Here is a 13,951-nt window from a genome sequence, read left to right on the forward strand (position 1 = left end):
GATGCACACCATATCCTTGCTTATGGCTTGTTCTATTAAAAAGTGCAAGCGATCGCTAATTCTGCGTGTCGTAGTAATGTAGCTTTATCCAAAGCATGAACAATGTATTGTGGTGTTTGGGCTAACAAATTTTCAATTCTCTGTCTAGCGGCTTTCACTACCTCTTGCTGCAAGCTACCTTGACTGAGAGCATCAGCAAAATCTTTCGCCATATAATAAGTACGTTCCAAAGACGATGAATTGATATTCCGCGACAAAATAAACAAGTCACACCCAGCGTTAAAGGCGCGTGCAACAGTACCGCTTTGGGTAAACATATCGGAAATTGCTTTCATATCCAAATCATCGGATACGACAACACCCTCAAACCCTAGTTCTTCTCGTAAAATATTTTTCAGAATTGGTTGTGAGATAGTTCCTGGCACATCTGGGTCAATTTGAGGAAATAAGATATGAGTTGTCATAATTAAAGGAATTTGCGCTGCAATCAAAGCTTTAAAAGGTATCAGTTCCCGATCGCGCAAATCTTGTACAGTTAAATTCAGCACTGGTAACTCAACATGAGAATCGGTGCTTGTGTCTCCATGTCCCGGAAAATGCTTGGCACATCCTAAAATACCAGACTCTTGCAACCCTAGATAATATTCCAACGCATACTGAGCTGCGGTTTCTGGTGTGTTGCCAAAAGCACGCGCCCCAATTACCGGGTTGAGAGGATTAGAATAAACATCCGCCACAGGCGACCAAGAGACATTAATTCCCAGTGATTTCAACTCTCTGGCTGTGGCTTTTGCTACTTCCCTGGCTTGCGATCGCAACAGTGAAGCATAAGGAAATCGCGTAATAGGTAAAGGTGTGCGAACCACACGCCCGCCTTCATGATCTAAAGTCATGAACATCGAATCACGTTCCGCATATTCTCGAATTTGGTCGATGAGTTCTTGAAAACTTTCTAACCAAACCTCATAAGCAACGCCATCTATAAAGTTTTTCCCAAAAAATATTACCCCCACTGGTTTTAATTCACCCAGCGCCCGCTTATCATCATCACTCAATGTTGTGCCGGAAACCCCCAAAATCACATGATTTCCGAATAATTCTAGCTCTCGTGAAATTGACATAATTTTTTACCTATTTTTCTAAAAAAGTTTTGTATAAAAATTTGCCTTCGCAATAAAGTGTTATACAAATTTTTCCTGTAATCTGTAACCTCTAACCTATAACCTGTCACCTCTTAATAGAACTTTTTCCCCAAGCAAACGCACAATTACTGCCAAATGTAACGGATTGCAACGTATAATGAGAACGACAAAACCATTAAGAAATATTGAACAACAGTAGGTTGAAATGCGAGTAGCGATCGCGGGTGCTGGTCTAGCAGGACTTTCCTGCGCGAAATATCTTGTAGACGCAGGTCACACTCCCATTGTCTTAGAGCGTCGGGACGTATTGGGTGGCCTAGTAGCGGCATGGAAAGACTCTGACGGCGACTGGTACGAAACCGGGTTACACGCCTTCTTTGGGGCATACCCCAATATGCTGCAATTGCTCAAGGAATTAGGCATTGAAGACCGCCTCCAATGGAAAGAACATACACTAATTTTTAATCAACCAGAAAAGCCCGGAACACTCTCACGGTTTGATGTTCCTGACATTCCATCTCCGTTTAACATCATTGCCTCGATTCTGCGTAACAACGATATGTTGACTTGGGAGCAGAAGATTAGGTTTGCTATTGGCCTGCTGCCAGCCATTGTCCGGGGTCAAAAGTATGTTGAGGAGATGGACAAGTACAGCTTTTCTGAATGGCTGAAAAGACAAGGCGTTGGTGAACGAGTAGCAAGTGACGTGTTTATTGCTGCTTCTAAAGCCCTCACTTTTATTAACCCTGATGAAGTTTCTTCAACAATTTTATTAACAGCCCTCAATCGTTTCTTGCAAGAGCGATACGGCTCCAAAATCGCCTTTTTGGATGGTTCGCCCACCGAAAGATTGTGTCAACCCATCGTTGATTACATTACCGAACGTGGTGGCCAAGTGCGGCTCAATGCCCCCCTCAAAGAAATTGTGCTTCACCCTGATGGCACAGTTAAAGAATTTTTGCTGCGTGGGTTAAATGGCGAACCCGATGAAGTGGTGACGGCAGACTTTTACGTATCAGCGATGTCAGTTGATCCGTTAAAAGTGATGTTGCCTGAACCTTGGCAGCAAATGGAATTCTTTCAAAAGCTAGAAGGCTTAGAAGGCGTACCAGTAGTTAACCTTCATTTATGGTTTGATCGGAAATTAACAGACATTGATCACCTACTTTTCTCGCGATCGCCCCTCCTCAGCGTTTATGCTGATATGAGCAACACTTGTCGAGAATATGCTAACCCTGATCGCTCAATGCTGGAATTAGTTCTAGCTCCAGCGAAAGATTGGGTGAGCAAATCTGACGAGGAAATTGTGGCTGCAACTATGACTGAGTTGGAAAAACTTTTCCCCGACCACTTTGGGAAAGAAAATCCAGCAAAACTGTTGAAATCTCATGTAGTGAAAACGCCGCGTTCAGTTTACAAAGCGACTCCTGGTCGTCAACAGTACCGTCCGCCCCAAAAAACGCCCATCGCCAATTTCTTTTTGAGTGGGAGTTACACCATGCAACGCTATCTAGGCAGTATGGAAGGGGCCGTACTTTCTGGTAAGCTAACAGCGCAGGCGATTTGTGAATCGCTGCCAGAGGCCAGTGCCTCAAACTTACAAACGCTAACCCGACCGCCTGCAACGAATGCTGCAACTGCCTGATTCCCCCCCGCGCATGAAAACGCTGGTCTCTGTAGACGAGTCATATAAACTTTGTCGGCAACTTACAGCCAAGTATGCCAAAACCTTTTACCTTGGTACTTTGCTGATGAGTCCGGCAAAGCGTCAAGCCGTTTGGGCAATTTACGCTTGGTGTCGCCGTACAGACGAATTAGTAGATGGGCCTGCATCTGCCATCACCACCCCAGAAACCCTAGACCTATGGGAGCAGCAACTAGAATCGATTTTTGCAGGACACCCACAGGAAAATTACGATGTCGCTTTGGTGGATAGTTTGCAAAACTTTCCCCTCGACATTCAGCCCTTTCGGGATATGATTGCTGGCCAGCGTATGGACTTATACCGCAGCCGCTACGAAACATTTGAGGAATTATACCTCTACTGTTATCGTGTGGCTGGGACTGTGGGGTTAATGTCAACAGCCATTATGGGTGTAGATACTGAAGCTAATACGGCACCTTGGAATCAGAAAAAACCACAGTATATTCCCACAGAAGAAGCGATCGCCCTCGGCATTGCCAATCAACTCACCAACATTCTGCGGGATGTGGGGGAAGATACCCGACGCGGACGCATATACATACCCCTAGAAGACTTAGCGCGATTCAACTACAGCGAGCCAGAATTCTTTCAAGGTGTAGTCGATGACCGTTGGCGAGCCTTAATGCAATTTCAAATTGACCGGGCGAGGCAATTCTATACCAAAGCCGAACAAGGTATTAGTCATCTGTCACCCGATGCTCGTTGGCCAGTGTGGGCAGCTTCCATGCTCTACGGACAGATTTTGGATGCCATTGAACGCAATGATTATGATGTGTTCAGCCAACGGGCTTTTGTGTCGCAATTGAAAAAATTCCGCACCTTACCCTTGGCTTGGATGCGATCGCAAGTGCTGTAAGTAATTGGCGTGAGTATTTATCGTTAAGGTAAGGCAGAAGGTAGTCGAAACACTGCCTTCTAAAAATTGTTTGACTTTCCCAAAAAATCTGCTATCATAAATATTCGTGACCCTGGAGAGGTGGCTGAGTGGTCGAAAGCGGCAGATTGCTAATCTGTTGTACGGCAGGCAACTCCGTACCGAGGGTTCGAATCCCTCCCTCTCCGTTTTTCGGCAGTAAATTGCACTCAGTACTGCTAAATATTAAACAAATATTAATATTAATGTCGGCATTAATACAGATACTCCTCACGGTGGATGTTATTATTTAACATTTGGAGTCTGTTGAGATTGAGCTATCTGAAACATAGTTTGAATCTGACTTTCAGGCTCCCGCATTTCAGAGGAGTGAAAGTAAATTATGCCAAGAATTACTACAGCCCTAGCCTTGAGTGTAGCTACCATAGCCACAGGCTTTTTGATGGCAGCTTGCGACAATGCCAACACCAACAATAGCACTAGTACTGCCAGCCCAACTGCTAACTCAACTACCACCAGCAGTAATGACGGGTTAAAAATTGGCACTCTATTACCAACAACAGGTGACTTAGCTTCCATTGGACAGCAGATGGTAGGCTCTGTACCATTGCTAGTTGATACCGTTAACGCCTGTGGCGGAGTCAATGGTAAAAACGTCACCCTCGTACAAGTCGACGACCAAACAGACCCCAAAGCCGGTGCGGCTGGGATGACCAAACTAGCAACACTAGATAAAGTAGCTGGTGTAGTTGGTTCCTTTGCGAGTAGTGTTTCCACAGCAGCAGTTTCCGTTGCTGTACCGAATAACGTCATGTTGATCTCTCCTGGTAGCACCAGTCCCGTATTTACGGAGAAAGCGAAAAAAGGCGAATTTAAAGGCTTTTGGGCGCGGACTGCACCCCCAGATACTTACCAAGCATTAGCATTAGCCCAGTTAGCTAACAAAAAAGGTTTTAAACGTGTTTCCACAGTTGTAATTAACAACGATTACGGTGTGGGTTTTGAAAAAGCTTTTGTCGAAACTTTTGAAAAATTAGGCGGTACAGTAATTAACAAAAATAACCCAGTTCGTTACGACCCCAAAGCCCAAACCTTTGATACTGAAGCGGCGGCGGCGTTTGCTGGTAAGCCAGATGCAGTAGTCGCTGTACTTTACGCCGAAACAGGTAGTCTGCTGTTAAAAGCTGCCTATCAACAAGGTTTGACCAAAGGAGTACAAGTTCTGCTCACCGATGGCGTGAAATCCCCTACTTTCCCTGAACAAGTGGGTAAAGGTAGCGATGGCAAATTTATCTTAACCGGGGCATTAGGGACAGTACCGGGTTCTGATGGTAAAGCCTTAGAAGCCTTTAACAAGTTGTGGAAAGAGAAAAAAGGTGGTTCACCAGGAGAGTACGCACCCCAAGCCTGGGATGCAGCTGCATTGCTAGTCTTAGCAGCACAAGCCGCCAAAGAAAACACAGGTGTGGGCATTTCCAGTAAAATTCGGGAAGTTGCGGCTGGCTCTGGTACAGAAGTTACTGATGTTTGTGAAGGGTTAAAGTTACTCAAAGAAGGTAAAACGATCAACTACCAAGGTGCAAGCGGTAACGTAGATGTGGACGAAAATGGCGATGTCCTTGGTGTGTATGATGTTTGGGCTGTAGGAGATGACGGTAAAATCACCGTAATTGACAAAGTTACACCTAAGTAAGAAGAGGTTAGGGGCTAGTTTGGTCGAGAATTTAAGATACAAGGCTGGGTTGAGTGTTTCACTTCCTTCAGCCCAACCTTTTACTCATTACTCATTCCAAAACTGTAGGAATAAAAAATGGGTAAATCTCATCAAATTCAACGGACTAGCCCCTATTTTCTAAAAACCGTTGAAATTGTAACCAACGCCTACCAACAAACCCACATCAGTTTGATCAAAAAATCCGGCGTTTACAGATGCTGTGGCGGTAAATTGGGCGTTGAGGGGTACGTCGATACCGCCAGATACTAAGAAAGCAACTTGTGAATTATCACCAGTGTTAATAGCTGCACCAACTCCCACATAGGGAGCGATAGGTAAAGGCTCAGTAAATTCGTCTTGTTGCAAGGAAAAGTCGTAGGTGACGGGAATCAAAATTGTGGTGTTGTCACCAAATATGGCTGAAGGCCTGATAGAAAAAGCGTTTGTAAATCCCACCTTACTCAGCACGGCAAAATTACCATCACCTAAAGATGTCTCGCCCCCACTTAAGCCAATATTAGCACCAACACCAATGTAACTTCTGCCGCCGCGAGTCCGTCTACCGACATTCACAACATCTGATTGAGCAATTTCTGGAACATTTGAAGGTTGAGTAGTAGGTTCAACAGGCTGAGGAATCAAAGCGGTGGATGAGGTGGCTACTGTTCCCGGAATCGGTGTGAGGACGGGCGTAGCAGTAATAGAAGCATCCGTCAACTGCTGAGTATTTGCCTTGTCTACTATCTGGGCGTTAGCAGAAAAACCCCAACTCAAGACAGCAAAAGTCACTAACCCCGGTAACAAAACAAAACTTTTACGCAGAAACATCGTTTTCACATTCACTCCTAGCAGAATATTGCTGTCAAAATCCTGAATTTTACGGTTATACTCCGCAAAATTTGGTAGTGGCTAGACTTTAACTCACAAATTCATTTTCTACATCCTGAGAAGGACGTAGGTGGTGAATGGGAAATATGAAAAAATCAATTTTGAGGGAGTAGGGAATGGATGGTTGTCAAGGCTGCTAAAAACTTTAAAGATTGCTTATGGCTTGGGCAATGAGTTTTGAGACAAAGGGGAGAATTTCGCCGCTTTTGGCGTTGGCTTTACCTTCAGTAAACACTACTAGTAAATAAGGACGTTGATCAGGTATTTCGATATACGCTGCATCGTGACGAACCTGACTTGTCCAACCAGCTTTTGACCAAATTTGAGCATTTTGCGGTAAACCACCACCAATAAAGCCTGTGATTTGGTCTTCTTCAACATCTTTAGGTAAATCTTCGGGGTTGGTACTGCGTTTGAGTAGATTCATCATGGCTTGCGATCGCCCACTCGCAACTGCGACCCCACCAACGATACTATGTAGTAAACGGGCGATCGCATGAGTCGTCAACATATTGCGATTATCAAACATCTCCCCATAAAAAGCGCGTTCCCGGCCATAAGGGCCATCACCCCAAGTTTTTTGACAAACATTTATCGTCTCCATTTCTTCCCAACCCAAAGATTGGTAGTAGCGGTTAACAATATGGCGTTGTTGCTTCCAAGTTTCAAACGGCCCTGGTGGTAACTCTGGCCCGGAAGTAGTACCAGTCAAAATATCTACAACTAAACTTGTGGCATCATTACTAGAATCAATTATCATATCGCCCAAGGCTCGCTCCAATTCCTTCGAGGTTTGGATCATGCCTTTTTCTAACCATTCATTTACAGCTACCAAGTAAAATAACTTAACCACACTCGCGGGATAAATCCGTTCTACACCGCGATAAGTAAAACCACGGACTGGGTGATTCCAAAAGGCATTGGGAGTTAAAGCACCACCAGTATTTACAGGTGCTGGTGGATCATAGACAATCCAAGTCAAAGCAATTTGATTTTGGGCTAATGTCGGAAATGTTGCCCAAGTTGCTTCTAAAATGCCATTACCCAAATTTTCTAGTTGCTCGTCTTTTCTAAAGAAAACCATCGAATAATGCTCTCTAATTCAGAATCCCAAATCCTCAATTTGACCGCCTCTGAATATCAATGTCTCGCTAACCTCAACTTATATGATTCTCCTGAGTGTCAACGTCTGGCAACTCAAGCTGCTGTTGGGCGACATTTACAGGTAACATCAAATCATCAAGGGCAAGCAGTAGAGGTGTATTTATGTGAGGATGATTATCCAGGCTGGATGTCGTTGGCAGATTTGGGTTTATTACAACCTGCTACTGTACAGTATGAAGCTACAACATGGGCGGAAACTGAAATTAAAAAATTACTTCCCCAGGTGATTGCTTTCACCCAAAAAGCTATGGAGCAATCTAATGAGTATCTTTGGGGTGGGACAGTGGGGCCAAATTATGACTGTTCTGGCTTGATGCAGGCGGCGTTTGTCTCGGTGGGAATTTGGCTACCAAGAGACGCTTATCAGCAAGAAGCTTTTGTCCAAGTAGTCAAGTTAACGGAATTAGAACCAGGAGATTTGGTATTTTTCGGCACACCAGAAAAAGCCACCCATGTCGGACTGTATTTAGGTGATGGTGCTTATATTCATAGTTCAGGCAAAGCACAAGGACGCAATGGTATAGGGATTGATGTTCTCTCGGAACAGGGAGATGCGGTGAGTCGGTCATATTATCAGCAACTACGCGGTGCTGGCCGAGTTGTGCAAAGTTACGAACCACAGAGACGTTGAGGACGCAGAAAGTTTATGAGGAGTGGGTTGATTCCAGAGAGAATGCGTGAGGAAAATGGGGTGATTTCTGCCAATGTACCTGCGGTGTCGGTGGTAGTCCCGGTGCGTGATGAGGTAGAGAGTTTACCACATTTATTAGAGGCGATCGCATCTAGTTTATCTGATCGTCAAATTAGTTATGAAATAATCTGTGTTGATGATGGTTCTACAGATGGTTCGGCGGAATTTCTCAAACAACAAGCGCAAATTCGCAGTGATTTAAAAGCGGTAATTCTGCGGCGCAATTACGGACAAACCGCCGCCATGTCTGCTGGATTTAACTATGCAGTGGGTCAAGCAATTGTCACTTTAGATGCTGACTTGCAAAATGATCCGGCTGATATCCCGATGTTATTGGCTAAGTTGGATGAAGGCTACGATTTAGTCAGTGGTTGGCGGCAAAAACGGCAAGATGGCGCAGTTAATCGTTTACTTCCTTCTAAAATTGCTAACTGGCTGATTCGTCGCACTACTAGCGTTTATATTCATGACTATGGCTGTTCTCTTAAAGCCTATCGTGCAGAATTGGTAGCAGATATGAATCTCTATGGAGAACTGCACCGATTTTTACCAGCATTGGCATATATTGAAGGGGCAAGAATCACCGAAATGCCTGTACGTCACCACGCGAGGCGATTTGGTCGGAGTAAGTACGGCATTTCCCGGACTTTTCGCGTGTTGATGGATTTGTTAACTATTTTGTTTATGAAAAAATTCCTCACCCGCCCAATGCACGTTTTTGGGTTGTTGGGTTTGATTTCGATGGTTTTGGGTGTGGGAATAGGAATTTATTTGACCTTTGTCAAGTTTGCATTGGGTGAAATGATTGGTAATCGCCCGTTGTTAATTTTGGCAGTTTTATTATTAGTAACTGGTGTACAACTGTTTTGCTTTGGTCTGTTAGCAGAATTGTTAATGCGTACTTACCATGAATCCCAAGGAAGACCTATTTATCGAGTCAGGGAAATAGTTGAAAATAAAAATAACCCCGCTTGATTAATAGGTACAGCGTTTTTCGGTTGAGTTCTGTAGGGTGTGTGACGCAGCGAGAAGATTTGAACGTAGCCATAATATTTATAGCGTCACGCACCAACCACCAAATTGTGACACTTACATAAGTCCTGAATATATATAGGAATCCGGTTTGATTTCTGAATTTATTTGTGTAGTTAGGGAATAGGGAATGGGGAGTCGGGAGTAGGAAAGAAGCCTGATCTGAGTGTACTGATTTTTTTCCCAAATCAAATATGATTCCTATAGCAATACAGTTCAGTTAAGACTAAAAAGCAATTCTGGTGTAGGTTGGGTGGAGGAACGAAACCCAACAGAGTATGCGTGAATGTTGGGTTACGCTATCGCTACACCCAACCTACTATTCTCTTAACTGAAACACAAATAGATTCAGAAATCATCGAGGATTATTATAGTAATCCTCAATGATTTCTGAAGCAATAACTTTCAGTTAAGCACTGTTGATATTGCTTACGGCACAATCTGAGTACACCCATTAGCATCAGGAGGCGCTACTTGTGTTGAAGCAGTTGTGAGTGTCAGAGAGTTAGGTGTTTGACCTAAAGCATTACCTGTAGCAATTACATCAAAAATGACTCCGGCCGGGACTGCTTGATTCGCAACTTCTACTGCGATTGGTGGGTTGAAGGCATTATTGATCAATGGGGCAAATTGATCAGGTAGAACTGGATTGAAGTTATATGTACCAGCAGTAAGTTCTGGGTAAGCAATAGCAGTTTTGGGTATCAGGTCTGTGATACGAGTTTCATCCACAGTTGGGCTAGAGGATTTGCTAATACGGAAATCTATCACAGCACTAGTTTCGGAAAAGCGATACCAACGTCCTTTAAATTTACCAGGATTAGGCTGTGTTAAATCCTCTGGAATCACAAAGGGTGATTGATTAAATAATGGTTGACCGGAGGGGCCTGGTAGTGTTCCTGTTATCGCTACTGTGTAAGCACTATTAGGCGCTCCTGTAAATGTTCTAGAAGCAATTGTACTGAAATTATCAGATCGCACAAAAAGTACGTGAAGATTTCCTGGTGTTACATTGACATATTTACTAGCTTGACGAAAATCTACATCCTCTAAAACTTTTTTACCGTTGACAATGACATCAACTGGTGAAGCAGTACCCACCGCAGCGTTAATAACTCTTAATTTCGTAGGGCATTTATAAGGGTTTAGAAGAGAATCTAGTAGGCTAATACTTTGAGTGGACGATTGTTTTGAAGACTCTGTAGATAATTGGGAATAAGCTAAACTTTTGTATGGATAAATAGTCCAACTCATTAAAGATAATGCCAAAGCGCCTGAGAATAATCGTCTTGTTAGAAACATATCTTCCTCCTATTGTGAGACAAAAATAACCAATGGGCAAGCTTTATTCTGCATAAAAAATAATGCGATAATCATCGCAAACATTTTTTATGTATGGGGCTATAGATATTGCAGTGGTAGATATTTAATCTGGGAAGACAGGTGATTTTTTCTGTTGTTTTCCCAAGCAATAGATAGTGTTGGTTCTTAAGTAAATAGTATGCTAAAGCGCACTAAATTATGTACTAAAGAACCATATTGTTTACGTGAAGCGTATGAGCAGTATGCAAATCTATCAATCTGTTCAAGTTGTTCAAAACAACTATGAGTTTTTTTAATAAAGATACTAAGACATCTTTATTAAAAAGATAATTTTGTTTTAAATTTTCCTCATTTTTTGTATTAGAATTTTATTCTGCAATGTCCTCCCTGCATTATTTACAGCTATTTTTGTTTTATATTTAGAAAATCTTTTTTGTTTTCTTCATGTTAGCTTAACATGCGTTTACTGAGAGAAAAAATTGAGATTACCAATGATGTTAATTTATTTTTATCTATGACTATCAAGCTTTCTCGTAACTTTTGAACATTGCCTAATTTAAGTAAGTATGCACGAAAAAAATCTTAAATAATGCTTTCCAAATGATAAACACTACCTAATTCAATTAAAAAATAATTTGCGTGCAATGTCCGCGAACTGAATCGAAGTGTGTTATGTGCCAGATATGCAAAAGCTTTCTTTATTAGATTATTTAACAAATCCTATAGCCAAAACTAAAGCACACCTTGAGCCAGAAATTAATTCGATACGCGCTTCTGGCAAAATTCCTCCTACTTCATATTAAAAGTAAATAGTTTTGTCAATATATCTTTGTGAATAAATATCTCTGCTTAAGAATCATCATCGGTTGCTACAAAGCTAGTTAAAAGTCGATAATGGTCTAAACTTCAACTAATCTCTCTTAGAGATTGAAAAGCAAGACTGCGATCGCAGAATCATCTGAAAAGACAAGAGTATCTGTAAATAACTTTTTCTAGGCAAAATTGGTAGAGCTAATACTTTAAAAATTTGTCGCCTGGAAGCTTACTAAACAAGCTTGTTAACTAGATTTTCGCTGGTGACAGTCGCTATTTTTATGCCAAGCTGTAATTAGCAAATAATGACTGAACCACCTAATATGTAGGTGGTTTTTAACTGTTACTCAATATCGAACTACAGAGGACACGGAGGAATCAGAGTTTCAGAGAGTTTTTGCGTAAGTCCTAAATTATCCAGTCGAGAAATTAGACAGCCACAGCAATTATCACGAGGACGTAGATTAAGAATGTTACTGCATTTAAGTACTTGGCAAGAAGTTGAAGCGTATTTACAGCAATCTCAGGGGATAATTTTCCCCATTGGTTCTACAGAACAACATGGGCCGACGGGGTTAATTGGGACTGATGCGATTTGTGCAGAAGCGATCGCTCGTGGTGTGGGTGATGTGACTGGGGCGATCGTCGGCCCTACAATCAATGTGGGGATGGCATTACACCACACCGCCTTTCCCGGTACAATTAGTCTCCGTCCTAGCACGTTAATTCAAGTCGTGCGAGACTATGTAACCAGTTTAGTCAAAGTTGGTTTTAAAAAGTTCTACTTTATTAATGGTCACGGTGGTAATATTGCTACCCTCAAAGCGGCTTTTTCAGAAACTTATGCTTACCTAGAAGATTTACAAATTTCCCACGCTCATCAAGTGCAATGCCAAGTAGCTAACTGGTTTATGTGTAAATCTGTATTTGAGTTAGCTAAACAATTATACGCCGATCAAGAAGGTTCTCATGCTACCCCCAGTGAAGTAGCCGTGACTCAATATGTTTATCCCGAAGCCATTAAGCAAGCACCCCTTTCTCCAGAAGTAGCGCGGGGACATAACATTTATAGCGCCGCCGACTTTCGCAACCGTTACCCAGATGGACGTATGGGTTCAAATCCCGCCTTAGCCACACCAGAACATGGTAAGCAATTTTATGACTTGGCGGTGAAAGAACTGAGTAATGGATATTTGGAGTTTCTTAACGCAGATTAAAGGATAGTAAGTTATGGGGTTTCAGATCCCCGACTTTTTAAAAAAGTCGGGGATCTTGTTGTTTAGAGCAGAAAGACTCATTAATCGAGAGAAAATCCTCATTTCTCTAGTTTCGACACTCATTCACAAGCTATAGCAATCCTAAATGGTTTATAAATATCTCTCTCCCTTGTCTACCTTGTCTCCCTTGTCTTTGTTGTTCACATATCAACTAGGACTGCTATAAAATACTTATCTACCAATTTCTGCTCTGTCACCTTCCTCGCAACTATGACCAATTTTTTCCGCGCCAATGTTGATGCAATGGCTAGTTACATTCCTGGTGAACAGCCGAAACGTGGTAGCCAAGTAATTAAACTCAACAGTAACGAAAATCCCTACCCCCCCTCACCAACTGCTTTAGCTGCACTACAAAATATTGATGGTGAGTGGTTGCGGCGTTACCCAGAACCTTTTGGCGACCAGTTTCGCCACGCTGCTAGTCAAGTTTTAGGAGTGCCGAGTGATTGGATTATTGTTGGTAATGGCAGTGATGAGATTTTAAATGTCGTGATGCGAGCCTGTACGGAACCGGGACGGAAGGTAGTTTATCCGACACCGACTTATGTTTTGTATCGTACACTCACAGAGATGCAGGCGGCAGATGTGGTGGAAATTCCTTACAATGAAGGCTATCAATTACCTGTTGCGGAATTAATCGCCGTGGATGGGGCTGTAACATTTATTGCTTCACCAAACAGTCCTTCTGGTCATGTTGTCTCTAGCGCAGACTTAGAAAAACTCGCCAGTCAGTTATCTGGGGTGTTAGTCATTGATGAAGCTTACGTCGATTTTGCCGAAGCTGATGCTTTAGATTTGGTCAAGAAGTATGAGAATGTGATAATTATCCGCACCTTATCTAAAGGTTACTCCTTGGCGGGTTTGCGCTTGGGTTTTGGGATTGCTCAACCCAAGTTATTGCAGGGATTATTTAAAGTTAAGGATAGTTATAACATTGATGCGATCGCCTGTACAGTTGCCACAGCCGCCATCACCGACCAAGCTTATAAAAATGCTTGCGTAGCCAAAATTAAAGCATCTCGTACCCAACTTACCAAAGAATTTCAACAATTAGGCTTCCAGGTTTGGGAGTCGCACACCAATTTTTTACTCGTCCAGCCACCCCAACAAAACGCCGCATATCTCTATCAAAAACTCAAAGAACAACAAATTCTCATCCGCTACTTTCCCCACCCAGGACTCTTAGATAAACTCCGCATCACCATTGGTACAGATGAGCAAAATCAAATATTAGTCAATGCCATCAAGGCATTACTCTAATCAACATTTTAGCTTGAGCAGCAAGAAGCCTCACACTTACCGCGATAGCGGAAGTGTTGAGATGAATT

General features: G+C 42.6%; 11 protein-coding genes and 1 tRNA gene. 8 read left to right on the forward strand and 4 right to left on the reverse strand.

The annotated features are described in order from the left end of the window. Nucleotides 1–35: 35 nt before the first annotated feature. A complete protein-coding gene (nagZ, locus tag H6G79_RS15765; protein WP_190592457.1) occupies nt 36–1,121 on the reverse strand; it encodes a beta-N-acetylhexosaminidase in 1,086 nt (361 codons plus the stop codon). A gap of 226 nt (nt 1,122–1,347) precedes the next feature. On the opposite strand from nagZ, the gene pds reads away from it, so the two are divergent. From pds to H6G79_RS15785, 4 genes are all read left to right on the forward strand, one after another. Further along, nucleotides 1,348–2,787 (forward strand): 15-cis-phytoene desaturase, encoded by a 1,440-nt coding sequence (gene pds / locus H6G79_RS15770; protein WP_190592456.1) that lies wholly within the window; start codon nt 1,348–1,350, stop codon nt 2,785–2,787. Next, complete coding sequence (crtB, locus tag H6G79_RS15775; RefSeq protein WP_190592455.1) at nt 2,771–3,703, forward strand: 15-cis-phytoene synthase CrtB; 933 nt, start codon at nt 2,771–2,773, stop codon at nt 3,701–3,703. The genes pds and crtB overlap by 17 nt, the downstream gene beginning before the upstream one ends. Nucleotides 3,704–3,817: 114 nt before the next feature. Beyond that, a tRNA-Ser gene (locus tag H6G79_RS15780) sits at nt 3,818–3,909 on the forward strand. Between the two features lie 194 nt (nt 3,910–4,103). Beyond that, the gene (locus H6G79_RS15785) at nt 4,104–5,414 is read left to right on the forward strand and encodes an ABC transporter substrate-binding protein (RefSeq protein WP_190592454.1); all 1,311 of its coding nucleotides are present in this window, start codon (nt 4,104–4,106) and stop codon (nt 5,412–5,414) included. Between the two features lie 159 nt (nt 5,415–5,573). Here the strand turns inward: H6G79_RS15785 and H6G79_RS15790 are convergent, their stop codons facing one another. Together H6G79_RS15790 and H6G79_RS15795 are read right to left on the reverse strand one after the other, a co-directional pair. Then, a complete protein-coding gene (locus tag H6G79_RS15790) occupies nt 5,574–6,272 on the reverse strand; it encodes a hypothetical protein (RefSeq protein ID WP_396019803.1) in 699 nt (232 codons plus the stop codon). 196 nt (nt 6,273–6,468) lie between these two features. Next, nucleotides 6,469–7,407, reverse strand: coding sequence for a serine hydrolase (locus H6G79_RS15795; protein WP_190592453.1), 939 nt, complete (start codon nt 7,405–7,407; stop codon nt 6,469–6,471). A gap of 6 nt (nt 7,408–7,413) precedes the next feature. Here H6G79_RS15795 and H6G79_RS15800 point away from each other — a divergent pair, with 6 nt between their 5' ends. After that, on the forward strand, nt 7,414–8,118 hold the full coding sequence (locus H6G79_RS15800; protein WP_190592452.1) for a C40 family peptidase: 705 nt from the start codon (nt 7,414–7,416) through the stop codon (nt 8,116–8,118). A 15-nt stretch (nt 8,119–8,133) separates the two neighbouring features. Continuing rightward, a complete protein-coding gene (locus H6G79_RS15805) occupies nt 8,134–9,153 on the forward strand; it encodes a glycosyltransferase family 2 protein (RefSeq protein ID WP_190592451.1) in 1,020 nt (339 codons plus the stop codon). A gap of 486 nt (nt 9,154–9,639) precedes the next feature. On the opposite strand, the gene H6G79_RS15810 is transcribed toward H6G79_RS15805, so the two are convergent. After that, entirely contained in the window at nt 9,640–10,512 is an 873-nt protein-coding gene (locus H6G79_RS15810) for a DUF4397 domain-containing protein (RefSeq protein WP_190592450.1), read from the reverse strand. A gap of 1,304 nt (nt 10,513–11,816) precedes the next feature. Here H6G79_RS15810 and H6G79_RS15815 point away from each other — a divergent pair. Beyond that, nucleotides 11,817–12,563 (forward strand): creatininase family protein, encoded by a 747-nt coding sequence (locus H6G79_RS15815; protein WP_190592449.1) that lies wholly within the window; start codon nt 11,817–11,819, stop codon nt 12,561–12,563. Between the two features lie 270 nt (nt 12,564–12,833). Beyond that, nucleotides 12,834–13,883, forward strand: coding sequence for a histidinol-phosphate transaminase (gene hisC / locus H6G79_RS15820; RefSeq protein WP_190592448.1), 1,050 nt, complete (start codon nt 12,834–12,836; stop codon nt 13,881–13,883). The last annotated feature ends 68 nt before the right edge of the window (nt 13,884–13,951 follow it).

This window comes from Anabaena sp. FACHB-83 (genome assembly GCF_014697485.1).
Classification (GTDB): Bacteria; Cyanobacteriota; Cyanobacteriia; order Cyanobacteriales; family Nostocaceae; genus Nostoc_B.

What these genes read in the sequence shown, in the direction of transcription:
- H6G79_RS15800 (WP_190592452.1), top strand. Translation starts at nt 7,414, where the DNA reads ATGCTCTCTAATTCAGAATCCCAAATCCTCAATTTGACCGCCTCTGAA.
- crtB (WP_190592455.1), top strand. Translation starts at nt 2,771, where the DNA reads ATGCTGCAACTGCCTGATTCCCCCCCGCGCATGAAAACGCTGGTCTCT.
- nagZ (WP_190592457.1), bottom strand. Translation starts at nt 1,121, where the DNA reads ATGTCAATTTCACGAGAGCTAGAATTATTCGGAAATCATGTGATTTTG.
- H6G79_RS15810 (WP_190592450.1), bottom strand. Translation starts at nt 10,512, where the DNA reads ATGTTTCTAACAAGACGATTATTCTCAGGCGCTTTGGCATTATCTTTA.
- pds (WP_190592456.1), top strand. Translation starts at nt 1,348, where the DNA reads ATGCGAGTAGCGATCGCGGGTGCTGGTCTAGCAGGACTTTCCTGCGCG.
- H6G79_RS15815 (WP_190592449.1), top strand. Translation starts at nt 11,817, where the DNA reads ATGTTACTGCATTTAAGTACTTGGCAAGAAGTTGAAGCGTATTTACAG.
- H6G79_RS15795 (WP_190592453.1), bottom strand. Translation starts at nt 7,407, where the DNA reads ATGGTTTTCTTTAGAAAAGACGAGCAACTAGAAAATTTGGGTAATGGC.
- H6G79_RS15785 (WP_190592454.1), top strand. Translation starts at nt 4,104, where the DNA reads ATGCCAAGAATTACTACAGCCCTAGCCTTGAGTGTAGCTACCATAGCC.
- hisC (WP_190592448.1), top strand. Translation starts at nt 12,834, where the DNA reads ATGACCAATTTTTTCCGCGCCAATGTTGATGCAATGGCTAGTTACATT.
- H6G79_RS15805 (WP_190592451.1), top strand. Translation starts at nt 8,134, where the DNA reads ATGAGGAGTGGGTTGATTCCAGAGAGAATGCGTGAGGAAAATGGGGTG.